This window comes from Serratia sp. Z4 (genome assembly GCF_009900725.1).
GTDB lineage: Bacteria > Pseudomonadota > Gammaproteobacteria > Enterobacterales > Enterobacteriaceae > Serratia > Serratia nematodiphila.
In genome coordinates this window covers 221,931-246,902 of the sequence record NZ_JAAABD010000003.1, presented here as the reverse complement: position 1 = coordinate 246,902, position 24,972 = coordinate 221,931, and the positions used below count along the sequence as shown (strand labels likewise).

21 protein-coding genes are annotated in these 24,972 nt (G+C 59.5%); 5 read left to right on the top strand and 16 right to left on the bottom strand.

Annotated features, from left to right (window positions below):
• Positions 1–30 precede the first annotated feature (30 nt).
• The 3 genes from GT753_RS15125 to pvcA all read right to left on the bottom strand — a co-directional run bounded on the left by GT753_RS15125 (position 31) and on the right by pvcA (position 3,243).
• Entirely contained in the window at positions 31–1,290 is a 1,260-nt protein-coding gene (locus tag GT753_RS15125) for a glycosyltransferase (RefSeq protein ID WP_160125757.1), read from the bottom strand.
• Positions 1,291–1,315: 25 nt separating this feature from the next.
• Positions 1,316–2,179: a TauD/TfdA family dioxygenase gene (locus tag GT753_RS15120; RefSeq protein WP_004932933.1), complete on the bottom strand. Its 864-nt coding sequence runs from the start codon at positions 2,177–2,179 to the stop codon at positions 1,316–1,318.
• 95 nt (positions 2,180–2,274) lie between these two features.
• A complete protein-coding gene (gene pvcA, locus GT753_RS15115; protein ID WP_004932937.1) occupies positions 2,275–3,243 on the bottom strand; it encodes an L-tyrosine isonitrile synthase in 969 nt (322 codons plus the stop codon).
• A gap of 191 nt (positions 3,244–3,434) precedes the next feature.
• On the opposite strand from pvcA, the gene GT753_RS15110 reads away from it, so the two are divergent.
• The gene (locus GT753_RS15110; protein ID WP_004932941.1) at positions 3,435–4,361 is read left to right on the top strand and encodes a LysR family transcriptional regulator; all 927 of its coding nucleotides are present in this window, start codon (positions 3,435–3,437) and stop codon (positions 4,359–4,361) included.
• 271 nt (positions 4,362–4,632) lie between these two features.
• Here the strand turns inward: GT753_RS15110 and ispH are convergent, their stop codons facing one another.
• The 5 genes from ispH to ribF all read right to left on the bottom strand — a co-directional run bounded on the left by ispH (position 4,633) and on the right by ribF (position 10,473).
• Entirely contained in the window at positions 4,633–5,586 is a 954-nt protein-coding gene (ispH, locus tag GT753_RS15105; protein WP_004932946.1) for a 4-hydroxy-3-methylbut-2-enyl diphosphate reductase, read from the bottom strand.
• The gene (gene fkpB / locus GT753_RS15100) at positions 5,567–6,037 is read right to left on the bottom strand and encodes an FKBP-type peptidyl-prolyl cis-trans isomerase (protein ID WP_004932949.1); all 471 of its coding nucleotides are present in this window, start codon (positions 6,035–6,037) and stop codon (positions 5,567–5,569) included. The genes ispH and fkpB overlap by 20 nt, the downstream gene beginning before the upstream one ends.
• 1 nt (position 6,038) lies before the next feature.
• Complete coding sequence (lspA, locus tag GT753_RS15095) at positions 6,039–6,548, bottom strand: signal peptidase II (RefSeq protein ID WP_004932951.1); 510 nt, start codon at positions 6,546–6,548, stop codon at positions 6,039–6,041.
• Between the two features lie 13 nt (positions 6,549–6,561).
• The gene (ileS, locus tag GT753_RS15090) at positions 6,562–9,378 is read right to left on the bottom strand and encodes an isoleucine--tRNA ligase (protein ID WP_049241985.1); all 2,817 of its coding nucleotides are present in this window, start codon (positions 9,376–9,378) and stop codon (positions 6,562–6,564) included.
• A gap of 156 nt (positions 9,379–9,534) precedes the next feature.
• Positions 9,535–10,473, bottom strand: a complete 939-nt coding sequence (ribF, locus tag GT753_RS15085; RefSeq protein ID WP_015376612.1) for a bifunctional riboflavin kinase/FAD synthetase — start codon at positions 10,471–10,473, stop codon at positions 9,535–9,537.
• Positions 10,474–10,863: 390 nt separating this feature from the next.
• Between ribF and rpsT the strand changes: the two genes are divergently transcribed.
• Positions 10,864–11,127 carry a 30S ribosomal protein S20 gene (gene rpsT / locus GT753_RS15075; protein WP_004932960.1) on the top strand — a complete coding sequence of 88 codons (264 nt, stop codon included), beginning with the start codon at positions 10,864–10,866 and terminating at the stop codon, positions 11,125–11,127.
• 71 nt (positions 11,128–11,198) lie between these two features.
• Here rpsT and nhaR read toward each other — a convergent pair whose 3' ends face one another.
• From nhaR to dnaK, 4 genes are all read right to left on the bottom strand, one after another.
• Positions 11,199–12,098, bottom strand: coding sequence for a transcriptional activator NhaR (nhaR, locus tag GT753_RS15070; protein WP_004932962.1), 900 nt, complete (start codon positions 12,096–12,098; stop codon positions 11,199–11,201).
• A 192-nt stretch (positions 12,099–12,290) separates the two neighbouring features.
• On the bottom strand, positions 12,291–13,457 hold the full coding sequence (nhaA, locus tag GT753_RS15065) for a Na+/H+ antiporter NhaA (protein WP_021505367.1): 1,167 nt from the start codon (positions 13,455–13,457) through the stop codon (positions 12,291–12,293).
• 236 nt (positions 13,458–13,693) lie between these two features.
• Positions 13,694–14,818 carry a molecular chaperone DnaJ gene (gene dnaJ / locus GT753_RS15060; RefSeq protein ID WP_004932969.1) on the bottom strand — a complete coding sequence of 375 codons (1,125 nt, stop codon included), beginning with the start codon at positions 14,816–14,818 and terminating at the stop codon, positions 13,694–13,696.
• Between the two features lie 106 nt (positions 14,819–14,924).
• Positions 14,925–16,838: a molecular chaperone DnaK gene (gene dnaK, locus GT753_RS15055; RefSeq protein WP_004932972.1), complete on the bottom strand. Its 1,914-nt coding sequence runs from the start codon at positions 16,836–16,838 to the stop codon at positions 14,925–14,927.
• Between the two features lie 324 nt (positions 16,839–17,162).
• On the opposite strand from dnaK, the gene satP reads away from it, so the two are divergent.
• The gene (gene satP / locus GT753_RS15050; protein ID WP_015376609.1) at positions 17,163–17,762 is read left to right on the top strand and encodes an acetate uptake transporter; all 600 of its coding nucleotides are present in this window, start codon (positions 17,163–17,165) and stop codon (positions 17,760–17,762) included.
• Positions 17,763–17,806: 44 nt separating this feature from the next.
• On the opposite strand, the gene GT753_RS15045 is transcribed toward satP, so the two are convergent.
• The 3 genes from GT753_RS15045 to tal all read right to left on the bottom strand — a co-directional run bounded on the left by GT753_RS15045 (position 17,807) and on the right by tal (position 20,931).
• Positions 17,807–19,114 (bottom strand): MFS transporter, encoded by a 1,308-nt coding sequence (locus tag GT753_RS15045; protein ID WP_021505369.1) that lies wholly within the window; start codon positions 19,112–19,114, stop codon positions 17,807–17,809.
• A 124-nt stretch (positions 19,115–19,238) separates the two neighbouring features.
• Positions 19,239–19,826 (bottom strand): molybdopterin adenylyltransferase, encoded by a 588-nt coding sequence (gene mog, locus GT753_RS15040; protein WP_015376607.1) that lies wholly within the window; start codon positions 19,824–19,826, stop codon positions 19,239–19,241.
• Positions 19,827–19,977: 151 nt separating this feature from the next.
• Positions 19,978–20,931 (bottom strand): transaldolase, encoded by a 954-nt coding sequence (gene tal / locus GT753_RS15035; RefSeq protein ID WP_004932982.1) that lies wholly within the window; start codon positions 20,929–20,931, stop codon positions 19,978–19,980.
• A gap of 383 nt (positions 20,932–21,314) precedes the next feature.
• Between tal and GT753_RS15030 the strand changes: the two genes are divergently transcribed.
• Both GT753_RS15030 and yaaA read left to right on the top strand, forming a co-directional pair.
• Entirely contained in the window at positions 21,315–22,751 is a 1,437-nt protein-coding gene (locus GT753_RS15030) for a sodium:alanine symporter family protein (protein ID WP_082997241.1), read from the top strand.
• Positions 22,752–22,856: 105 nt separating this feature from the next.
• On the top strand, positions 22,857–23,633 hold the full coding sequence (yaaA, locus tag GT753_RS15025; RefSeq protein WP_004932988.1) for a peroxide stress protein YaaA: 777 nt from the start codon (positions 22,857–22,859) through the stop codon (positions 23,631–23,633).
• A 46-nt stretch (positions 23,634–23,679) separates the two neighbouring features.
• Here the strand turns inward: yaaA and thrC are convergent, their stop codons facing one another.
• Positions 23,680–24,969 carry a threonine synthase gene (gene thrC, locus GT753_RS15020; protein ID WP_015376606.1) on the bottom strand — a complete coding sequence of 430 codons (1,290 nt, stop codon included), beginning with the start codon at positions 24,967–24,969 and terminating at the stop codon, positions 23,680–23,682.
• Between the last annotated feature and the right edge of the window lie 3 nt (positions 24,970–24,972).

Genomic DNA, 24,972 nt, shown 5'->3' with positions numbered 1-24,972 from the left:
ACGGCGCCTGAGGAACGGAGTGCGGCGATGTCAGGCGGTAATGGCGGCCACTTCGTTGGCGATCGCCGTCAGCGCATCGTGGCGGGCATAGTCCTCACGCACCAGCGCCGCGCGCTGGCGATAGATCGGCTGCTGCAGAATGCGCGTCGCCGCCGCCAGGATCTGTTCAGGGCTTGGCGTGCTGGTGTGCAGGCTGATGCCGCAGCCGGCGGCGACCACGCGCGCGGCCGCCTCCAGTTTGTCTTCGCCGGTGCCGGCGACGATCAGCGGCACGCCGCTGTTCAGCGCATAGTTGATCGAGCCGTAACCGCCGTTGGTGATCAGCAGCGCCGTCTCCGGCAACCAGCGTTCGAAGGAGATAAACTCCCGCACTCTGGCATTGGCCGGCAGCGCGTCCATCAGTCCTTCCGTCGCCCGCCCGCCGGTGGTGGCCAACACCCGCACCGGCAGATGCGCCAGCGCCTGCAGCGTCGGCACGATCAGCTGATGCAAATCGACATTGGCCAACGTGCCCTGAGACACGATCACCAGCGGCCGGCGGTCGTCCGCCTCCCACAGCGTCTCTTCCGACGCCGGCTGGCCGCCGCTGCGCAGCGGGCCGACGAAGCGCACGCCGCTCGGCAGATCGTCGCGCTCATATTCCAGCGCCGTGGTAGCCAGCTGCAGGAAACGCTCGCAGCCGCCGATCAGCGCGTCGGTGAACGGGCGATCCAGCGCCCGCCCGCCCGCCTGCACCAGCGCCGCATCGAAGCTCTGCTGTACTTCATCGAGCAGCACGCGCGTTTCTTCATCCACCAACTGCTCACGGGTCAACGCCTGCGGCAGCAGCGCCGGCGGGATGCGCGGGCCATAAAAAATAGCATCGCGCGAAGAATACGACAGCGGCGTAACGCCGATACCGAAGACCGGCGGCCGTTCGGCAGACTGCAGCAGCGGCAGCACGCCGTAGAAGCAGTTCTCCACCATCAGCAGATCGGTGTCTTCGGCAGCGATAGTCGCACGCAGTTGCCGATCCAGCAGCGGGATCGGCGCGGCGAAGAAATCTTTCAGCGCCAGCGCCATCTGTGCATTGCCCGGCGGCAGGGCGGCGCGCTCGGGGAAGTGCTGCTCCAGGTGGCGGTAATCGAAATCCACCTGCGCGTCGAACGGCACGAAGCTCGCGCCCGCCGCCTCGGCGCGTTCGCGGAACAGCGCGCCGGTCATCACCCGCACCTGATGCCCTTGGGCAATCAGGTGGCGAGCGATAGCTAACATCGGGTAGACGTGCCCCGGAGTGGCGACCGCCGCCATCAGTATCCTTGCCATAATGCTCCTTTTAAGCTTCTGCGTTGGCCGGCTTCAGCGCCAGATTGGCGCACACCGGATTGCTTTGAATATGCACGCGCTGCAAATGACGCGCGGAACGGGCGGTAAAGCCCTCGCGGCCGTGCAACAGCGAGAAGTTGTCCGCCACCACCACGTCGCCCTGTTGCCATTGGTGGGCATAATAGTGACGCGGATCGTACAGATGCTGCTGCAGAGTGTGGTGGAACTGTTCCTGCTGTTGTTCCGGCACGCCGTGATATTCCAGCGCATGTTGATTGAGGAATTTTTTCCCCTCCGTCGGCGGTTCATTGTAGCGCATGATCAAGCCCCTGCCGTTCGGGTGCTGCACCACCAGCGGCGAACAGACTTCACCGCCGTAGTGCACCACCTGCTTGATGCGGTAGGTGATCGAGACCGACAGCCACTGCTCCAGCAACGCTTCGTCCGCATTGGCCAGCAAGCGCGTGGTGTCGACGAAGGTGGTGCATCCGCCTTCGTCCGGCGACGGCGCCGCCACGCAGTGGAATAACTGGAACTCGGGGATGGTCGGCTTATACATGCCATCCCAATGCAGCGGGACGTAGCTGCTGTCGAAAATATGATCCTTGGCGTCCGGATGTTCCTTCACGTCCAGCACCGCGCCAAACGGCCACATCATGATCTCGCCCCACTGCTCGGCGTAGCGCGTCAAAACCTCCCCATCGCTAAAACCGGAGTCGAATCCGCGCAGCACCAGCAAGTGATGCTCCTGCGCCAGCGCCCGCAGCGCTGCCACCGGCAGTTCGCCGATCTTTTGCCCCGGATGCTGCGGCGTCAGGATCGCGCCGAACGGGGTATTCGGTTGAATATGGCAATTAAGCGGTTGGTTATTCATCGGTGATTCTCCTTGCATCGAATGTGCTGCTCACACGGCAACGTGCCGTCAAAACGCGTCCGCCAGGATTTCGGGCGCAAAAGCCTGCAGCGGCCTCAGGCCATCTGCGGTTGTTCGATCAGGTAATGGCTCGGCGTGCCGCGGATCTCCACCAATTCGCCGTCCAGGCTCTGCGCATCTTTACGCTTCATCAGCACGAACTGGCCGTTCACGTTGGCTGCCACGCCATGCCACGGCGTCAGCCAGTCGTCTTTGGTCGGCATCATGTGGATGCCTATCTTCAGGCTGTCGGCCGGCTGCGGGTGAATCGACAGGCGGATCGCCGCCGGGAAATGCTGGGCCAGCAGGTTGCCCCAGGCCCAGCTGCGCTGGATAACGCCGCAGGCGCGCCGTTTGGCGTCTTTTTGCAGCGCGGCGTTGGAACCGCTGTAGCCCGGCAGGAGGCTGTCTTCATACAAGAAGCGCGTGATGGCGCGATACAGCATTAATCCCTGCTCGTCCTGCATCAGCTGGCGCTTGATCGCCTCTTCCGATTCGGCATAACCGTCCACCAACAGCCGGCGCAGCAGATCGTAGTCATCGGTATGCTCCGCCAGGCCTTTGACATCGCCGAGGTTGAACACGCTCAGGTGGGTTGCGCCCACTTCATGCAGCAGGCTTTCAATCTCGCGTTGATAATGGTTGATCGCTTCGTCGCTGACGCGGATCAGATCGCCGAACACGTGGCCGTCGGAACAGATAACGATATGCGCGCCCGGCGGGTAATAGAGTTGAATACGCTGGCACAGCGAGTTGAGGAAGATCAGCGACAGCCGCTCCGCCATGTCCGGCACCGCGCCTATCACCTTATTGGCGTTGGGTGACTTGGTCGGAAAAGCCGGCAGCACGAATTCGATGCGCTGGTCGTTTTCAATGAATGCCCGAATGCGCGGCAATTGCACCTGAGTGACCTGCCGCTCTTCTTCAGCCAGAGAAGCATCGTCGGCGATGAGGCGACGTCGATATTGCAATAATTCACGTAGGATTTTTAATGCTATTTCTTCTTTTTTCTGTGCGCTATCCACAATGAGCTCCTGTTGCGATGTGGCGCGGGTGTATTATTGGCAAGCGCAATAAGATTTATCAAAAAGAGATAAAACGCATGCAAAATAATAATCAGCCCGTCGTTTATATGCTTCAGGCAATATAGGAAAGATGGTGCTATATTATTAGCCCGTATAAATCACAATCTAGGTTAAGTTGTGCTTAACAAACTATGAGCAATATTTTAAAACGCATGGCCATTTTCTCAAAAGTGGTCGATTGTGGCGCATTCAGCATGGCGGCAAAAGAATTGGGCATGACGACATCGGCCGTCAGCCAGCATATTCGCCAGCTGGAGGAACATCTGGGCATTCAATTACTGTTGCGATCGACGCGCTCATTGAGCCTGACCGAAGCCGGATTGTGCTTTTATGAAGATTGTCTGCTGATGATCCACGCCGCCGAGCGCGGGCAACAGCGGATCGCCGCGCTGCGCGGTGAGCTGGTCGGTGAACTGCGCGTCGCCACCTCGACCGAATTCGCCACCCATTATCTGGTGCCGGCGCTGCAGAGCTTCCTCGACGAACACCCGCGCATCACGCTGCGGTTGGAAATCCACGATGAGAGAATAGACCTCATCGCGCAACGCATCGATCTGGCAATACGCGGCGGCGCGCTGGCTGACTCCAGCTACGTCTCAACGCGGCTGGCGCGCTGCCGCGAAGTGCTGTGCGCGTCCCCGGCCTATCTGGCACACCACGGGGTGCCGGATTCGCCTCAGGCGCTGACCCATCATCATTGGGTCACCTTTACGCCGCTCGGCAATCCGCAGTTTGTTCGCCTGATCCATCGCGACGGCGGCGAGCACCGCATGCGCATGACCGGGCGACTGTTCACCAACAGCGGCATGGCGATGAAGGAGCTGGCGCTGACCGGCAAAGGCATCATTCGCAATTTCTTCGCCAACGTTGAACGAGAGTTGCGCAGCGGCGAGCTGATTGAAATATTGCCCGACTGGCGATTACCGGAAATTAATTGCTATGCCATTATGCCGAGACGGGAGATCCAGCCATTAAAAGTCCGGCGATTGCTGGAGCATATGAAGCTCTATTTAAAGGAGAAAGGATTAAACGACCTAGAACAGATTCGACAAGAATAAAATAAGAAACATCTGCAAGACTACTATTGTAATTATTGTAATCACGTTGACGACACCAGGCCCTATTTAGATTGCAGCCTAATGATATTCTATTTAATGACTTCATTCAGCCTATATAATTAATGACGCCACCGCTATTTCAAATACTCAGAATAAATTTGACTTTAGTTAGCAGAAAATTTGAATATACTCAGCATTTTATTTTCAATGCCGTTGGCATTCCAAAAAAAACGGGAAGCCTAAGCTCCCCGTTGTCATTCACTCACGCACCTCAGTCAATCTGACGGACGTCCACGCGCAGCTCTTTCGGCACTTCGAACACGATGTTCTCTTCACGCCCGCTGATTTCATGCACGTCCAGGCCGCCCAGCGCTTTCAGGCGGGAGATCACCTCCTGCACCAGCACATCCGGTGCCGAGGCGCCGGCGGTAACGCCAATATTGCGCGCTTCGCTCAGCCAGCTTTCCTGAATATCCGCCGCCGAATCGATCAGATAAGCCGGTTTTCCAACGCGCTGCGCCAGTTCCGCCAGACGGTTAGAGTTGGAGGAGTTCTTCGACCCCACCACCAGCACCACGTCCGCATCGCCGGCCAGGTTGCGCACCGCTTCCTGACGGTTGGTGGTGGCGTAGCAAATGTCATCCTTGCGCGGACCGATAATGCTCGGGAAGCGTTGACGCAGCGCGTCGATCACGTCCGAGGTATCATCCACCGACAGCGTGGTCTGCGTCATGAAGCACAGGTTGTTTTCGTCTTTCACCTGCAGTTTCCACACGTCATCCGGCGACTCGACCAGGTACATGCCGCCCTGCGGATTGCTGTACTGGCCCATGGTGCCTTCCACCTCCGGATGCCCGGCATGGCCGATCAGAATCGCTTCGGTGCCGCGGCGGCTGGCACGCGCCACTTCCATATGCACCTTGGTCACCAGCGGACAGGTGGCGTCGAACAGCATGGTCAGATCGCGCGCCTTGGCTTCGGCGCGCACCGCCTGAGACACGCCGTGCGCCGAAAAGATCAGGATAGAGCCGTCCGGCACTTCGGCGATCTCTTCGATAAACACGGCGCCGCGCTCACGCAGGCTGTCGACCACGTAGCGGTTGTGCACCACTTCATGCCTTACGTAGATCGGCGCGCCATACAGCTCCAGCGCGCGTTCCACGATGCTGATCGCACGATCAACCCCGGCGCAGAAGCCGCGCGGGTTAGCCAGCAATATTTGCATGCGTCTCCTCCTGCTGCGGATCGATCTCCAGCACTTCGATGTCGAAGGTCACCGGATGGCCCGCCAGCGGATGGTTGAAATCGACGGTGATCGAATCTTCCGCCACCGCGCGCACCACGCCCGGCATTTCACTGCCGTCGATGGCGGTAAACAGCATGATGGTGCCCACGTCCGGCACGCCGGTTTCCGCGAAGTCGCGGCGCGAGAAGAACTGGACCAGATCCGGGTTCTCCGCGCCGAACGCCGCTTCCGGCTGCAGGGTAAAGGCGCACTTGTCACCCGCGCGCAGGCCGAGCAGTTGCTCTTCCAGCGGCGCCGACAGGCTGCCGTCACCCAGGCGGAACAGCGCCGGTTTGCCGCTGCTGCGGGTGGATTCGGCGGTCGAACCGTCTTCCAGTTTCAGCGTGAAGTGAACCAGCACCGCGCTGTCACTGATAACCTGAGCCGTCATATTACTCACCTTTACTCTTTGCGCCTTTGCTCGCCGGCGACAGGAAACCTTCCAGCACGATCATCGCCGCACCCACGCAGATAAAGCTGTCCGCCAGATTGAAGGTCGGGTAGTGCCAGTCACCGACGTAGAAGTCGATGAAGTCGACCACGAAACCGTGCCACAGGCGATCGAACAGGTTGCCCAACGCCCCGCCGATAATAAAGGCGTAGGCGATGTTGTTCAGCTTCTGCTGCGCGGTGCTGCGGTACATCATCACCAGCAGCACCGCGACGATGGCGATGGCGATGCCGGCAAAGAACCAGCGCTGCCAGCCGCCATGGTCGGCCAGGAAGCTGAACGCGGCGCCGTAGTTGCGCGCGTAAAACAGGTTGAACGACGGGATCAACGGCTGGGACTGGCCCAGCGTAAAGTTAGCGAGGATCCACTGTTTGCTTCCGAAATCCAGCGCCAGCACCGCCACCACAACCCACAGCCAACGCAGGCCGGTCGAACAAATTGGTTTACTCATCAGGCGCAAGTTCTCAGGCAAAGTTACGCTTCTCGCCGTCACCGGCGACGTTGCTCACACAGCGGCCGCAGATGTCTGCATGCTCCGCCACCAGGCCGATATCGGTGGTGTAATGCCAGCAGCGCGGGCACTTCTCACCTGGCGCTGTGCTGAAGGCGATCTTCAGCCCTTTCAACAGCTCGGAGGCCTGCGCATCGGCCGGCGCATCCGCCAATGGCGCAACGCTTGCCGCAGAGGTCAGCAGCACAAAGCGCAGCTCATCCTGCAGGCTGTTCAGACGCGCCGCCAACTCGCTGTCGGCATACAGCGTCACCGCCGCTTCCAGCGAACCGCCGAGGCGTTTGTCGGCACGCGCCTGCTCCAGCACCTTGTTCACTTCACCGCGCACTTTCAGCAGCTCAGCCCAGAAAGCGTCGTTCATCGGCTCGCCTTCCGCCAGCCCGAACAGGCCGTCGTACCACTCTTCAGTGAACACGTACTGCGCGCGTTTGCCCGGCATGAAGCCCCAGATCTCGTCTGCGGTGAACGACATGATCGGCGCCATCCAGCGCACCAGCGCTTCGACGATGTGATACAGCGCGGTCTGGCAGCTGCGGCGAGCGACGCTGTCGCTCTTGGCGGTGTACTGACGATCCTTGATGATATCCAGGTAGAAGGAGCCCATCTCGACCGAGCAGAACTGCATCAGGCGCTGCACCACTTCGTGGAAATCGTAGTTGGCGTAAGCCTGCTCGATATCCTGCTGCGCCGCCAGCGCGCGGCCGACCGCCCAGCGATCCAGCACCACCATGTCTTCAGGCGCCACGCAATCGGTGCTCGGCTCGAACCCGTTCAGGTTGGCCAGCAGGAAGCGCGCGGTGTTGCGGATGCGGCGATAAGAGTCGGCGGAACGCTTGAGGATCTCGTCGGACACCGCGATCTCGCCGGTGTAATCGGTCGACGCCACCCACAGACGCAGAATGTCGCCGCCCAGCTTGTTCATCACGTCCTGCGGGCTGACGGTGTTGCCGATCGACTTGGACATCTTGCGGCCCTGGCCGTCGACGGTGAAGCCGTGGGTCAGCACTTCCTTGTACGGCGCCTTGCCCTTCATCGCGGTGGAGATCATCAGCGATGACATGAACCAGCCGCGGTGTTGGTCGGAGCCTTCCAGATACATGTCGGCGCCGTGGCCGTTGAATTCAGGACGCACGTCGACAACCGAGGCGTGGGTGGAACCGGAATCGAACCACACGTCCAGCGTATCCGGCACTTTCACGTAGTCGGCGGCTTCCGCGCCGAGGATGTCAGCCGCGTCCAGATCCCACCAGGCCTGAATGCCGTCTTGCTCGACGCGCTTGGCCACTTCTTCCATCAGCTCAACGCTGCGCGGGTGCAGCTGTTCGGTCTCTTTATGCACGAACAGCGACATCGGCACGCCCCAGGTGCGCTGACGCGAGATACACCAGTCCGGGCGGTTGGCGACCATCATTTCGATGCGCGCCTGGCCCCAATCCGGGATCCACTGCACGCCCTTGATCTCTTCCAGCGACTGCTGACGCAGGCCTTTCTGATCCATGCTGATGAACCACTGCGGCGTGGCGCGGAAGATGATCGGCGTCTTGTGGCGCCAGCAGCACGGATAGCTGTGCAGGAACTTCTCGACGTGCAGCAGCGCGCCTTTCTCACGCAGCAGATCGACGATCAGATCGTTGGCCTTGAAGACGAACTTGCCGTCCAGCAGCGGGTAGGTGCCGGTCAGGTAGCAGCCGTTCGGCCCTACCGGGTTGGCCACTTCCAGGCCGTATTTCTGGCCGATCACGAAGTCGTCCGGGCCGTGGCCCGGCGCGGTATGCACCGCACCGGTACCGGCGTCCAGCGTCACGTGCTCGCCGAGGATCGCCGGCACGTCGAAGTCCATGAACGGGTGTTTGAAGCGCAGCAGCTCCAGATCGGCGCCTTTGCAGCTGCCCAGCACCGTCCACTCGGTGATGCCGGCGCGTTTCATCACGCTTTCCACCAGTTCGGCCGCCAGGATCAGGCACTGGCCGTCAACCTGCACCAGCTGATAGGTGAAGTCCGGGTGCAGCGAGATCGCGCGGTTGGCCGGCAAGGTCCACGGCGTGGTGGTCCAGATAACCAGCGAGATGGCGCCGTTGAAGTGGCTCACGCCGAACTTGGCCGCCACGGCAGCCGCGTCGGCCGCATGGAAGCTCACGTCGATCGACGGCGAAGTCTTGTCGTAGTACTCCACTTCCGCTTCCGCCAGCGACGAGCCGCAGTCGGTGCACCAGTGAACCGGCTTGGCGCCTTTCAGCAGGTGGCCGTTGCTGATGATCTTGCCCAGCGCGCGGATGATGTTGGCTTCGGTTTTGAAGTCCATCGTCAGGTACGGACGATCCCAGTCGCCCAACACGCCCAGACGGATGAAGTCCTTCTTCTGGCCTTCAACCTGCTCGGCCGCGTACTCGCGGCACTTCTGGCGGAACTCGGCCGCCGTCAGCTTCTCGCCCGGCTTGCCGTACAGTTGCTCAACCTTCAGTTCGATCGGCAGGCCGTGGCAGTCCCAACCCGGCACATAAGGCGAGTCGAAGCCGGCCATCCCTTTCGACTTGATGATAATGTCTTTGAGAATCTTGTTAACCGAGTGACCAATGTGAATGCTGCCGTTCGCATACGGAGGGCCGTCATGCAAAATGAAGGTTTTTTTGCCCTTTTTGGCAGTACGAATAATCCCGTACAGATCCTGTTCATACCAACGTTGCAGCATGCCAGGTTCGCGCTTGGCGAGATCGCCGCGCATCGGGAACCCTGTTTCCGGCAAGTTCAGGGTATTCTTGTAGTCACTCATGAGATTCTCGTTTCCGTTTTCGGCTATTTACCCGTCACACTTCAAGCTGCATCTTTGTCGGCCGCCCTTTCTCACCCGAATCACTTGCCTATGCAAGCTCATCGGGGTTCGCGCGGTTGCCGCCGCGATGCAACTCGAATTGTTTAGGGTAAACGATTAAACCAGTGTTTTTAACCCGAAGAACTTCCGGGCCGTCACCACATCATTGGCGATTTGCTGCTTAAGGGCATCGAGCGAAGCAAACCGCTGTTCATTGCGCAATTTTGCGCGGAGCACCACCTCAATATGGCGCCCGTAAAGATCCATTGTGACATCCAGCAGATGCACTTCCAGCTGCTGGCGCACGCCGGCGACGGTCGGGCGCGTGCCGATATTGGCCACGCCCGGCAGCGGCTTCGGCCCCAGGCCGTACACTTCCACCGCATACACTCCTTTCACCGGTGCCACCAGACGCTTGAGCGGCAAATTGGCAGTCGGGAAGCCGATGGTGCGCCCCAGCTCGTCGCCGTGCACCACGCGCCCGGAAATGCTGTACGGGTGGCCCAGCAGGGTCTCCGCCAGCGGCAGATCGTCCTCGCTCAGCGCGGTGCGGATCGCGGTGCTGCTGATGCGCCGCTCGCCTTCGCGGAAGGTCGGGGTGCTGACCACGTCGAAGCCGTACTCTTTTCCGGCCTGCTGCAATAGCGGAAAATCGCCCTGACGCCCGGCGCCAAAGCGAAAATCATCCCCCACCATCAGGAATTTGACGCCCAGTTTTTCCACCAGCAGCTCGGCGACGAACGCCTGCGCGGTGTTGGCGGCGAAACGCGGATCGAACTTGACGCACAGCAGGTAATCGACGCCCGCCTGCGCCAGATAGTTGGCCTTGTCGCGCAGGCGCGTCAAGCGGGCCGGCGCTTTGTCTGCGGCGAACATCTCCAGCGGCTGCGGCTCAAAGATCATGACCATCACCGGCAGCCCGAGGCGTTTCCCCTGTTGCTTCAACTGTTCCAGCAACGCCTGATGGCCGCGATGCACGCCGTCAAAGTTGCCGATGGTGAGCACGCAACCATGGTGGCGCGCCCGGATATTGTGAATGCCGCGAATTAGCTCCATAGCTGGCTCAAAACAGTGGAAATCGGCGGATTATACCTTGTACAGCCGGTAAGGTTAACCCGCGATTGGTGCCTTTATGTAATAGACATACCATACCGGAGATAATCTGTGCGTGAAACGGCTTCGCCACAGTTTATCCGGCGCTGCCGGGGCGATTCTCGACCGCGGCCAACGGCTTGCGCCCGCCGCGGCAAATCATTGGCGAATTTTCTCGCGAAACACTGTATTCCCAAGAGCGAAGCTGGTAAAATCCTGCGCCATCACAACGTAGCGAGTGCCGCCTGTACAAACGGCGCTTATTTGCACAAATCCATTGACAAACGAAGGCTAAAAGGGCATATTCCTCGGCCTTTGAATTGTCCTCAATAGAATATATTTGGGAGTTGGACCTTGGCTAATATCAAATCAGCTAAGAAACGCGCCGTACAGTCTGAGAAACGCCGCAAGCATAACGCAAGCCGTCGCTCAATGGTGCGTACCTTCATCAAGAAGGTAGACGCAGCTATCGCAGCTGGCGACAAAGAAGCAGCACAAAATGCATTCCTGGTAATGCAGCCACTGGTGGACCGTCAGGCAGCTAAAGGCCTGATCCACAAAAACAAAGCAGCGCGTCATAAGTCAAACCTGACTGCACGCATCAACGCAATGCAATAAGCATTTCGTTATCTGCTTGATAAAAAAACCGGCTCAGGCCGGTTTTTTTACGTCCTGCGTTCAGTGAACCGCTAGCAGGAAAACAGCGCCGAGAAGTCTTTGTTGCAGACGCGCTGCACCGCCGGATGCTGGATCATGCGCTCGGCGAAGATGATGTAATACTCCTCCTGCACGCTGTCGATGCGCCCAATCTCCACCACGTTGTCATCGTTGTAGGTATCCTGCGCATACAGCGTCGGCGCCACGAAGATCGCATTGTGGTACATGCCGAAGGCCTTCATCAGCGCCGCATCGTCGAACTCGCCCAGAATTTCCACCTGAATACCCTGCGTATTGAACCAGTTGAGCAGCTTGCGCCCCAACATCGAACGACGGCCGGGGATCAGCAGCTTGCGCTGCTCCAGACAGGCCGGAAACGGCAGCTCCGGCGCCGGCTGGCGACAGAAAAAGCTGATGCCGCACTCGCCCAGCTTCAGCGAGAACAGCCCTTCCTGCTGGCTAGAGTCCACCGGGCAATCCGACAGGATCATATCCAGCTTGTGCTGGCTGAGCTGCTCCAGCAGCATCTCGTGCGTCGATTCAAAGCAACGCAGGTGGATCTGCTCGTTGTCCACCACCACCGCCGTTTCCAATACCTGGCTGACCAGCCGCTTCGACAGCGCGTCCGCCACGCCGACGTCGAACAACAGGTTGGACTCTTTGCGGTAGTTGACGATATCCAGCATTTCCTGACTGAGCATGAACATCTTGTCGGCATAGCGGAACACCAGCTGCCCCAGCTCCGAAGGCACCAACCCGCGCCCCTGGCGTTTGAACAGCTTGCCGTCCAACCGCTCTTCCAGCGCTTTGATCTGGCCGGTGATGGTCTGCGGCGTCAGAAACAACGCTTCGGCGGCACCGACCACGGAACCGGCCTTGCAGACCTGCCAGAAATAGTAAAGGTGATTAAAGTTGATATGCGACATCCTCACGAGCGGCTCTCCTTAACAACGTTTCGCAGCGGCAAACGGTGTGCCGTGACGAGCGACAAACTTCCTTTCCCTGCTTCAGACAACGTATAGCCCCATTAGTCCCAACGAAGAACGGCCGAAGCTGCACATATTTTATACCGTACAGCTCCGACCAGCCATTTTATTATGTGCCCTTACCGGGCACATTCAGGATTAACGCACGCGCGGCAACGCCAGACGCAGTAATCCATACCCTACCACCGCCGCAGTGGTGGAGCCCAACAGGATCCCCAGGCGGGAATAGGTGCTGAGCGCCGCATCCGCATCGCCGAACGCCAGCGAGGCGATAAAAATCGACATGGTAAAACCAATGCCGCAAAGCACCGAAACGGCAAACACCTGTTTGAAGCCGATACCTTCAGGCAAACGGGCGATGCCCATTTTCACCGCCAGCAGGCTGAAGAGGAAAATCCCCAGCGGCTTGCCGATAAACAGGCCAGCCGCAATCCCAACCGGCAGCAGCGACGTCAATCCCTCCAGCGATACGCCCTGCAAAGAGACCCCGGCGTTGGCGAAAGCGAACAGCGGCAGGATCATGAACGCCACCCAAGGGTGCAGCTCATGCTCCAGCGTTTCCGACGGCGATGGCCCCTTTTTGACGTTCAACGGGATCATAAAGCCGACAATCACCCCGGCCAGCGTCGCATGCACCCCGGACTTGAGGATCGCCACCCACAGCACCAGGCCGACCATCATGTACAGCGAGGTCTTGCCCACGCCGCGCCAGTTCATCACCGCCAGCAGCGCCGTCGCCGCCGCCGCCACGCCCAGCGCCACCATCGACACTTCGTGGGTGTAGAACAGCGCGATGATGATGATCACGCCCAGGTCATCGATGATCGCCAGCGCCAACAGGAACACTTTCAGGCTGGTTGGCACGCGGTTGCCCAGCAGCGCCATGACGCCCAGCGCAAAGGCGATGTCGGTCGCGGCCGGGATCGCCCAACCCTGGCGGGTAACTTCATCCGCGCCGTTGAACAGCAGGTAAATCAGCGCCGGCGCCAACATGCCGCCCAGCGCGGCGATCGCCGGAAACACCGCCTTGTCACGCCCGGACAGCGAGCCTTGCATCAGCTCGCGCTTGACCTCGAGCCCCACCACCAGGAAGAAGATGGCCATCAGGCCGTCGTTTATCCACAGCAGCAGCGGTTTAGCGATCTCCAGCGAAGCTACCTTCACCATCACCGGCAGGTTAAGGAATGCCTGATAGATCCCCTGCGCCGGGGTGTTGGCCATGATCAGGGCGACGATCGCCGCCGCGATCAGAATGATACCGCCCGCGGCTTCCTGACGTAAAAATTGACGAATGATGTTAGTCACAGTACGTCTCTCCAAATCTGTGCAGGACATAGCGCCCTGCGAACCACAGTCATGAAGTGAGTATAGAGGGCGTTTTAGTTCGAAAAAATAAGTTTATAAATGCTAAATAACTCGAAAAAATCGATAAAAAGCACGAATAAGTCACATTTACGTTGTGGAATTAGCGGTTTAGCGCGCAAATAAAAACCCCGGGACAGATGCCCGGGGTTCGCACATAAACCAACAGAAACAGCAGGTTAGCGAGTCAGATCGTCAAAGAACTTTTTCACCCCGTCGAAGAAGCTCTTCGAGCGCGGGCTGTTCTTGTCGCCGGACGGGCCACCCAGGCTCTCTTCCAGCTCACGCAGCAGCTGCTTTTGCTTGTCGTTCAGATTGACCGGGGTTTCCACCACCACGCGGCACAGCAGGTCGCCCTGGCTGCCGCCACGCACCGATTTCACGCCCTTGCCGCGCATGCGGAACAGCTTGCCGGTTTGGGTCTCCGAAGGCACCTTCAGTTTCACCCGGCCGTCCAGCGTCGGTACTTCAATCTCGCCGCCCAGCGCCGCCATGGCGAAGTTGATCGGCACTTCACAGTACAGGTTGTTGCCTTCACGCTCGAAGATCGGGTGCGCCTTCACCTGCACCTGAACGTACAGATCGCCCGCCGGTGCGCCGTGCTCGCCGGCTTCGCCTTCACCCGCCAGGCGGATACGATCGCCGGTATCCACGCCGGCCGGAATTTTCACCGACAGCGTTTTGGATTTTTCTACCCGGCCGTGGCCGTGGCACTTGTTGCACGGATCTTTGATGATCTGACCGCGGCCATGGCAGTGCGGACACGCCTGCTGCACGGTGAAGAAGCCCTGACGCATCTGCACCTGGCCCTGGCCGTGACAGGTTGGGCAGGTGACCGGTGAGCTGCCCGGTTTGGCGCCGCTGCCGTGGCAGACGTCGCACTCTTCCAGCGTCGGGATGCGGATCTCTTTGGTGACGCCACGTACCGCTTCCTCGAGGGTCAGCTCCATGTTATAGCGCAGATCGGAACCGCGGCTGGCGCGCTGACGGCGGCCTCCGCCGAAGATGTCGCCAAACACGTCGCCAAAGATATCGCTGAAGTCGGCGCCGCCGCCAAAGCCGCCGCCGCCCATGCCGCCCTGTTCAAAGGCCGCGTGCCCATACTGGTCGTAGGCCGCGCGTTTCTGGTCGTCGGTCAGAACTTCGTAAGCTTCTTTAACTTCTTTAAACTTGGTTTCGGCGTCTTGTTCCTGGTTGCGGTCAGGATGGTATTTCATCGCCAGGCGTTTGTACGCCTTTTTGATCTCACGTTCATCCGCCGTCTTGCTGACGCCGAGAATCTCGTAATAGTCTTTCTTCGCCATTCTTTCGCTTACCCTTAACATGCGTGCACGGGCGCAGAGTTGCCTCGACGCCCGTGCTGGTTTCCGGGAGCGGCACCTCGGCCGCCCCGTGCCCGCTTAAGGGCGATTATTTTTTGTCTTTAACTTCTTCGAACTCGGCGTCAACCACGTCGTCGTCTTTCTGCGCCGCGTTGTCCGCGCCGGCGTCAGCACCCTGCTGAGCCTGCTGCGCCTGAGCCATTTCCAGCAGTTTGCCGGAAACCTGCACCAGTGCCTGAGTCTTCGCTTCGATCTCGGCTTTATCTTCGCCTTTCACCGCCGCTTCCAGATCCTTCAGCGCCGCTTCAATCGCCGTTTTGTCTTCCGCCGGCAGTTTGTCGCCCGCTTCTTCCAGCTGCTTGCGAGTGCCGTGGATCAGGTGATCCGCCTGGTTACGCGTCTGCACCAGCTCTTCGAACTTGCGGTCCGCTTCAGCGTTCAGCTCGGCGTCGCGCACCATTTTCTGGATTTCGTCTTCGTTCAGGCCAGAAGATGCCTTGATGGTGATCTTCTGCTCACGACCGGTGTTCTTGTCTTTGGCAGACACGTGCAGGATGCCGTCGGCATCGATATCGAAGGTCACTTCGATCTGCGCCATGCCGCGCGGCGCCGCCTGGATGCCGTCCAGGTTGAACTGGCCCAGAGATTTGTTATCGCTGGCGCGCTTACGCTCACCCTGCAGCACGTGGATGGTTACCGCAGACTGGTTGTCTTCCGCAGTAGAGAACACCTGGCTGTGCTTGGTCGGGATAGTGGTGTTTTTGGTGATCAGCGGCGTCATCACGCTGCCCATGGTTTCGATACCCAGCGACAGCGGGGTCACGTCCAGCAGCAGAACGTCTTTCACATCACCGGCCAACACGCCGCCCTGTACCGCAGCGCCCACGGCAACCGCTTCGTCCGGGTTCACGTCTTTACGCGGCTCTTTGCCGAAGAAGTCTGCGACTTTCTTCTGCACCATTGGCATACGGGTCTGGCCGCCCACCAGGATCACGTCCTGGATGTCGGAAACCGACAGGCCTGCGTCTTTCAGCGCCACTTTCAGCGGCTCGATGGAGCGCGCCACCAAATCTTCAACCAGCGACTCGAGTTTGGCGCGAGTCACTTTGATGTTCATGTGTTTTGGACCGGTCGCGTCTGCAGTGATGTACGGCAGGTTAACGTCGGTCTGCTGAGCGGAAGACAGTTCGATCTTCGCTTTCTCAGCGGCTTCTTTCAGACGCTGCATCGCCAGCGGATCGTTGCGCAGATCGATGCCCTGATCTTTCTTGAACTCTTCCACCAGGTAGTTGATCAGACGGCTGTCGAAGTCTTCGCCACCCAGGTGGGTGTCACCGTTGGTCGCCAGCACTTCGAAGGTTTTTTCGCCGTCAACGTCGTCGATTTCGATGATGGAGATATCGAAAGTACCGCCGCCCAGGTCATAAACCGCGATGGTGCGGTTGCCGACTTCTTTGTCCAGGCCATAGGCCAGGGCCGCCGCGGTCGGTTCGTTGATGATGCGCTTGACTTCCAGACCCGCGATGCGGCCGGCGTCTTTGGTCGCCTGACGCTGGGCGTCGTTGAAGTAAGCCGGTACGGTGATAACCGCTTCAGTTACCGGTTCGCCCAGGTAATCTTCCGCCGTTTTCTTCATTTTTTTCAGCACTTCCGCAGAGATCTGCGGCGGAGCCATTTTCTGGCCTTTCACTTCCAGCCAGGCGTCGCCGTTGTCGGCTTCGACGATTTTGTACGGCATGATCGCTTTGTCGCGCTGCGCTTCTTCATCCTGGAAGCGGCGACCGATCAGGCGCTTGATGGCGAACAGGGTGTTTTCAGGGTTGGTGACTGCCTGACGCTTAGCCGGCTGGCCAACCAGAGTTTCACCGTCCTGGGTATATGCGATAATAGAAGGAGTGGTGCGGTCGCCCTCGGCGTTTTCCAGCACGCGTGCCTTGGCACCATCCATAATTGCTACGCAAGAGTTGGTCGTACCCAGGTCGATACCAATAATTTTGCCCATCTAAACGTCTCCACTAAAAAATTCATAATCAGTCAGGTTGCTAACCTATATGCGGGCGATTTTTTGCTTTTCAACTGCCCGATATCTCAGTGCGACCCGCGGTTAGCAGCTGCGGTTGCAAATAAGATGGGGCCATCCAACCCGGCATCAAGGGGCAAGGCGAAAAAAATTTCTTTTTTTATCGTCATTCAGATCATTGTTTCCGGTTGCGGGGATCATTATGATGCGCGCGCTCTGGTGGAAAACTTCGATTTTTTGGCCATTCAGACCATTTATGATTTTAATTCGCTGTTTCCGTTAATTTTCTGTTATCGCAGAGGACTTATGCACACCAACAAGTTGGCGAATCCCGGCCCTCTCGGCCTGATGGGCTTCGGGATGACCACCGTCTTGCTGAACCTGCACAACGCGGGCTTTTTCCCACTGAACTCCGCCATCATCAGCATGGGGATTTTCTTCGGTGGCCTGGCACAGATCCTGGCCGGACTGCTGGAGTACAAGAAGGGCAACACCTTCGGCATGACCGCCTTCACCGCCTACGGCAGCTTCTGGCTGAGCCTGGTCGGCCTGCTGCTGCTGCCGCGCCTGGGCCTGGCAGAGGCCACCGAGGCCCACGTGCTGGGCATCTACCTGGCGCTGTGGGGCGTCTTCACCCTGTTCATGTTCTTCGGCACCCTGGGCGCCAACCGCGTGCTGCAGTTCGTGTTCGCCAGCCTGACGCTGCTGTTCGCCCTGCTGGCCGTCGGCAACATCACCGGCAACCACACGCTGCTGACCTTCGCCGGCTATGAAGGGATTATCTGCGGCGCCAGCGCCATTTACCTGGCGATGGCCGAAGTACTCAACGAGCAGTATGGCCGCACCGTGCTGCCGATTGGCGAACCGGCTCCGGCGCGCGTCGCGGCCTCACCGGTCACGGCGTAATCGCCCGCCCCTGATGAAAAAGCCCTGCACTGCAGGGCTTTTTTTTAGCTGTAGGAATCGGCTCGCCGCTCCCCGGCTTCGCTGTTCAGGTCACGATGCAGGTAGAAGCCGAGCAGCAGCCCGATGAGCGACAGCGCCAACACATAGTAAGCGGGCGCTAACGGGGTTAATTTCATGATCAACGTCACAAAAATAGGGGTTAAACCGCCAAAAATAGCGTACGAGACGTTATATGAGAACGAGATACCGGTAAACCGCACTTCCGCCGGGAATGCCCGCACCATCACGTACGGTACGGCCCCCACCACGCCTACGCTGAACCCCACCAGAGCATAACAGGCGAACAGCATTTCCGGGCGCACGCCCACCGTCTGATAGAACAGCCAGCTGCAGCCGGCCAGCAGTACACTGCCGACCACCAGCGTTTTGCTGGCACCGAAGCGATCGGCCGACAAACCGGCGACGATGCAGCCGACGATCAACATGATGGTGGCGATGCTGTTGGCCTGCAGCGTCAAGGCCGGCGCGATGCCGAACTGCTTTTGCAGATAGGTCGGGGTCATCAGAATCACCACCACGATGCCGGCGGAGAGCAGCCAGGTCAGCAGCATCGACACCGCCACTTCCCGTTTGTAGTTGAGCACCACCGATTTCAGCGGCAGCTCCTCGGCCAGCGCTTTACGCGCCTGCATCTCGATAAAGATCGGCGTTTCCTGCAGCCAGCGGCGCAGGTACATCGCCACCAGGCCGAACATGCCGCCAAGCAGGAATGGAATGCGCCAGCCGCCGCCGGCAATGCTCTGCGGGCTGAGCGTGGTGTTGATCACCGTCGCCACCACCGAGCCCAGCAGGATGCCCACCGTCAGCCCGGCGGTCAGCGTGCCGCAGGCGAAGCCGATGCGCCGGCGCGGCACGTGTTCGGCGACGAAGACCCAGGCGCCCGGCACCTCACCGCCGATCGCCGCCCCCTGCAGCACACGCATCAGCAGCAGCAACAGCGGCGCGGCGATGCCGATGCTGGCGTAGGTCGGCAGCAGGCCCATCGCCAGCGTCGGCAACGCCATCAGCAGAATGCTCAGGGTAAACATCTTTTTGCGGCCGACCAGATCGCCGAAGTGCGCCATCACGATGCCGCCCAGCGGGCGGGCCAGATAGCCGGCGGCGAAGATGCCGAAGGTTTGCACCAGCCGCAGCCATTCCGGCATGTCCGCCGGGAAGAACAGATCGCCGACCACGGCGGCGAAGAACACGAAGATGATGAAGTCGTAAAACTCCAGCGCGCCGCCCAACGCGGCCAACGTCAGCGTTTTGTAGTCTTGCCGGTTCAGCCGGCGATTAGTGTCGTGAGGCATAGGGCACCGTCGGTAAAGGCTGTAAAAATAAAAGCCGCAGGCTTTCTGTAAAAGAATCCTTACTATAGCGGCAAATTATTTTCACACCAGACGGGTTGAAGCCGATCTCGCAGATTGCTGAAATTTAGAGGTTTATCTCGCGACGCGCGCTCTTTGGCCGAAATGCTGCTACCACTGCGGCATGCGTTTCGACGTAAGGCCCGTCGAGCAGCTGAATGCAGTAAGGCACGCTGGCGAAGATGCCGTGCACCACCGCATTGCCCTGCTCATCCTTTACCCCTTCCAGCGTTTCCTTGATCGACTTCGGTTGGCCGGGCAGGTTGATGATCAGCGCCTGTTTGCGGATCGCCCCCACCTGGCGAGAAAGAATTGCCGTTGGCACATAGTGTAGGCTGATCTGACGCATTTGCTCGCCGAAGCCGGGCATCACGCGATCGGCGATCGCCAGCGTGGCGTCGGGGGTGACATCACGGCGCGCCGGCCCGGTGCCGCCAGTGGTCAGCACCAGATGGCAGCCCATTTCGTCCACCAGCTCGCACAGCGTCTGTTCTATTTGCGTCTGCTCATCGGGGATCAGCCGGGTTTCCAGCTTGAACGGCGTCGCCAGCGCGCCGGCCAGCCACTCCTCCAGCGCCGGAATGCCTTTATCCTGGTAAACGCCGCCGGAAGCGCGGTCGGAAACGGAAACCAAACCAATACGTAAAATATCCATGCGTAACCTCTACAGCCTGATGGGGTCCGAACGGGCTCGTCCCCCGTTCTGTTGTCATTGCCGAGAGTATAAGGGCTTCCCCCGCCGGCAGGGGCGTCGGGCATAAAAAAAGGTGGCCTGAGCCACCTTTTTACTGCGCGATCTGCGGGAATTACAGCAGGTCGGCGATCATTTTTTCCAGTTTGCCCTGGTCTACGGCGAACTTGCGGATGCCGTCGGTCAGTTTCTCGACCGCCATCGGATCCTGGTTGTGCTGCCAGTAGAACTCAGGTTCGGTCAGTGCGGCAGGACGCGCCTTCACTTCACCGGTATAAGACAGTTTGCGCTCCAGCGCGCCTTCGCTCTCCGCCAGCTCTTTCAGCAGCGCAGGGGCGATGGTCAGGCGGTCGCAGCCGGCCAGTTCGATGATTTCGCCGACGTTGCGGAAGCTGGCGCCCATCACCACGGTGTTGTAGCCGTGCTGTTTGTAATACTGGTAAATTTCGGTCACGGAGATCACGCCCGGATCTTCGTGCGGGGCGAACTCTTTCTTGTCGCCGTTGGCTTTGTACCAGTCGAGGATACGGCCGACGAACGGCGAGATCAGGTAAACGCCGGCTTCGGCACAGGCGCGAGCCTGAGCGAAGGAGAACAGCAGCGTCAGGTTACAGTTGATGCCTTCTTTCTCCAGCTGCTCCGCCGCGCGGATGCCCTGCCAGGTCGAGGCCAGTTTGATCAGAATGCGATCGTTGCTGATGCCGGCTTCGTTGTACAGCTTGATCAGGCGCTTGGCCTTGGCCACGCTGGCAACGGTGTCGTAAGACAGGCGTGCATCCACTTCGGTGGAGATGCGGCCCGGAACCAGTTTGAGGATCTCCAGACCGATGTTGACCGCCAGCTTGTCGGCGGCATCGGCGATTTGCTGCTCGCGATCGCTGCTCTGGCCGCGCGCCCAGGCGATGGCTTCGTCAATCAGTTTGCGGTATTCAGGAATTTGGGCTGCATTGAGGATCAGCGAAGGGTTGGTTGTGGCGTCCTGCGGTTGATACAGCTTCATTGCCGCGATATCACCCGTATCTGCAACCACCGTGGTCAGCTGGCGCAGGGAAGTTAATTTGTCGGTCATGTTGGCATTATCTCATCGTTTGTGCATGAACTTTTGGCATTGTTCAACCATGCCCTACCCTGATAATAACATGCGCCAAGCCCGGTGCAAGGCTGGAAAACCGCGGCGCACAAGCATCTGTTTTATCCTTGGGCGAGCAACCGTTTACGCCGATATCTTTCGCCATTACCGAGCGGATGGAAAGGCAATAACGTGCTATTGTCCGAATAAATTATGTTAAATTCGAAAAAATTGATGCAATTCGTCCGCTAATCTGCGAAAAATCTTAATCGACTGACGCCGGACAGATTCCAGCTAAGCTCTTGTAAAAAATAGGCCAATGTTTTTCACCTGCGGTGGATGCTGCAAGGTGCGCATTAAATTTCGATAAGAGGAGGGATCCATTGACGGACCTGATGAATTTTATAAACAACATTTTGTGGGGGTCGGTGCTGATTTATCTGCTGCTCGGCACCGGCATTTACTTCACGCTGCGCACCCGCTTTATCCAGCTCCGCCACTTCAGCCACATGTTCTCGGTGTTGAAAAACAGCAATAAAAGCGACAGCGCCGGCATCTCCTCTTTCCAGGCGCTGTGCACCACGCTGGCAGCACGCGTCGGCACCGGCAACCTGACCGGCGTCGCCATCGCCCTGACCGCCGGCGGCCCCGGCGCCATCTTCTGGATGTGGGTGGTGGCGTTTATCGGCATGGCCACCTCATTTGTGGAAAGCTCGCTGGCTCAGCTCTATAAAACCAAAGACGATAACGGCAACTACCGTGGCGGCCCGGCCTATTACATGGAAAAAGGCCTTGGCATGCGCTGGATGGGCGTGCTGTTTTCGATCTTCCTGATCATCGCATTCGGTCTGGTGTTCAACGCCGTGCAGGCCAACTCCATCGCGCAAGCTTCGGCCGTCGCCTTCCACTTACAGCCGCTGCACGTCGGCATCGGTCTGGTGCTGCTGAGCGGCGTGGTGATCTTCGGCGGCATCCGTTCCATCGCCAAAGTGGCCGAACTGGTGGTGCCGCTGATGGCCGGTGCCTACCTGCTGCTGGCTCTCTGGGTGATTGGCCATAACATCGAGCACATGCCGGCGATCCTGGCGCTGATCTTCAAAAGCGCCTTCGGCCTGCAGGAAGCCGCGGCCGGCGCCGTCGGTTACGGCATCTCCCAGGCGATGACCCAGGGCGTACAGCGCGGCCTGTTCTCCAACGAAGCCGGCATGGGTTCGGCGCCCAACGCGGCGGCGTCCGCCTCGCCTTATCCGCCGCATCCCGCTTCGCAGGGCTATGTGCAAATGCTCGGGGTGTTTATCGATACCATCGTCATCTGCAGCGCCACCGCGGCGATCATCCTCTCCTCTGGCATTCTCGATCAGCCGACCGACAGCATCAGCGGCATCGATCTGACCCAGCGCGCGCTGTCGACCGCCGTCGGCAGTTGGGGCACGCCGTTCGTCGCTATCGCCATCTTCTTCTTCGCCTTTACCTCGATCATCGCCAACTACGCCTATGCCGAGAGCAACCTGGTGTTCCTCGAACACAATCATCCGGGCGGCCTGCTGATTTTCCGCTGCGTGGCGCTGGGCATGGTGATGTTCGGCGCGCTGGCGGAGCTGCCGCTGGTGTGGAAAATGGCGGATACCTCCATGGCGCTGATGGCGATCACCAACCTGACGGCGATCCTGCTGCTGTCGCGGGTGGCGCTGAAGCTGGCCGACGACTACCATCGCCAACGCCGCCTGGGCAAGCTGCCGACCTTCGACGCCAACCGTTATCCGGAGCTGAAGTCGCAGCTGGAGCCGGGCGTGTGGGACGACAAGCAGCCGCCGCGCTGAGTATTCCGGGGCGTGTGCGATGCACGCCCCGCCTATTGGACCGATTGCCCCTTTTTTCCGCGCTTTTTGCTACAGTATGCGCACTTGGATAAACAGGATCTGGCCATGCTCGTTATTATTTCCCCTGCAAAAACGCTCGATTACGACAGCCCGCTGGCGACAGAACGCTTCACGCAGCCCGAACTGCTGGACAAATCTCAGCGGCTTATCAAAATTTGCCGCGCGCTGACGCCGGCGCAAATCGCCAGCCTGATGAGCATCAGCGACAAGCTGGCCGGGCTCAACGCCGCGCGCTTTAGCGAATGGCAGCCGAAATTTACCCCGGACAACGCCCGCCAGGCGTTGCTGGCGTTCAAGGGCGATGTTTATACCGGCCTGCAGGCGCAGGATTTCAACGAAGCCGATTTCGACTTCGCCCAACAGCATTTGCGCATGCTGTCCGGCCTGTATGGCGTGCTGCGGCCGCTCGATCTGATGATGCCGTACCGGCTGGAGATGGGCATCAAGCTGGAAAACCCGAAGGGCAAAGATCTGTACAGCTTCTGGGGCGATCAGATCACCCAAAAGCTCAACGAAGCGCTGGAGCAACAGGGCGACGACGTGGTGGTCAACCTGGCGTCAGACGAGTATTTCAAAGCAGTGAAACCGGCCAAGCTGCACGGTTCGTTGATCAAACCGGTGTTCCTCGACGAGAAGAACGGCAAGTTCAAGGTCATCAGCTTCTACGCCAAGAAAGCGCGCGGGTTGATGAGCCGCTTTATCATCAAAAACCGCCTGACGCGCAGCGAGCAGCTGGCGGACTTCAACCTGGAAGGCTACGCCTTCGACGAAGCCGCCTCGCAGGGCAACGAGCTGGTGTTCAAACGCCCGGAGCAGGCATAAAAAAAGCCGTCGCAAGACGGCTTTTCGCCTTCTTGCCTGCCGAACTTCAGGCCGGCAGCGCCATCAGGAATTTGCGCAGCTCGCCGAAACTGGCCGGCAGCGTGTGCGACAGCAGCGGCAGATCGGCCCGCAGCGCCAGCGCTTTCGGCAACGGCAGCTCCTGGCCGAGGATCGCTTCCACGCTCTCTTTAAACTTGGCCGGATGCGCCGTGCCGAGGAACAGCCCGAACTCCCCTTCCTGCAGCTGATCGCGCAGCGCGCGGTAAGCGATGGCCGCATGCGGTTCGGAGATATAGCCCAGCTCGGCCAGTTCACGCATGGTGTCTTTGGTGGTCTCATCGCTGACCGCCGCGTGCCCCAGCTCTTTCAGTTGCCAGACCTTACGACGGAACAGCTCTTCCACGCGCGGCCAGTTGTTCGGCTGGCTGACATCCATGGCGTTGGACAGCGTCGCGACCGTAGCGTGCGGCTGCCACTGGCCGCTGGTCAGGAAGCGCGGCACGGTGTCGTTGGCGTTGGTGGCGGCGATGAAGCGCTTCACCGGCAGGCCCAGCGATTTGGCCAGCAGCCCGGCGGTCAGGTCGCCGAAGTTGCCGCTCGGCACCGAAATCACCAGCTGATTGCGCGCTTCCTGCGGCAGCTGCGCCACCGCTTCGAAGTAGTAGCAGATCTGCGCCAGCAAGCGACTGATGTTGATCGAGTTGGCCGAGTTCAGGTGCAGCGCGTCTTTCAATTCCTGATCGTCGAACGCCTGTTTCACCAGCGCCTGACAGGCGTCGAAGTCGCCGTCGATCGCCACGGTGTGAATATTGCCGCCCAGGGTGCAGAACAGCTTTTCCTGCAGCGGGCTGATTTTGCCCTGCGGGTAGAGGATCACCACCCGAACGTTCTTCAGGCCATAGAAGGCGTGCGCCACGGCGGCGCCGGTGTCGCCGGAGGTGGCGGTCAAAATGGTCACTGGCTGATCGCCGGCCACTTCCGCCAGCATCTGCGCCATAAAGCGGCCGCCGAAGTCTTTGAACGCCAGCGTCGGGCCGTGGAACAGCTCCAGGCAGGAGACGTCTTCCGTCACTTTCGCTACCGGCGCCGGAAACTCAAAGGCGGCCTGTACGCGTTTCTTCAGCGCCGCTTCCGGCACTTCTTCGCCGATAAAGGCCGACAGAATGCGGCTGCTGCGGGTGACAAAGTCCTGCTCCAGCAGCTGGTCGATCTCGGTCAGTTCGAACGCCGGCAGCTCCAGCGGGAAGAACAGCCCCTGCTGCTTGCCCAGGCCTTGTTTGATCGCCTGCGCGAAGCTGACCTGCTCGTTGTGATCCTTAAGGTTGTACAGTTTCATGCG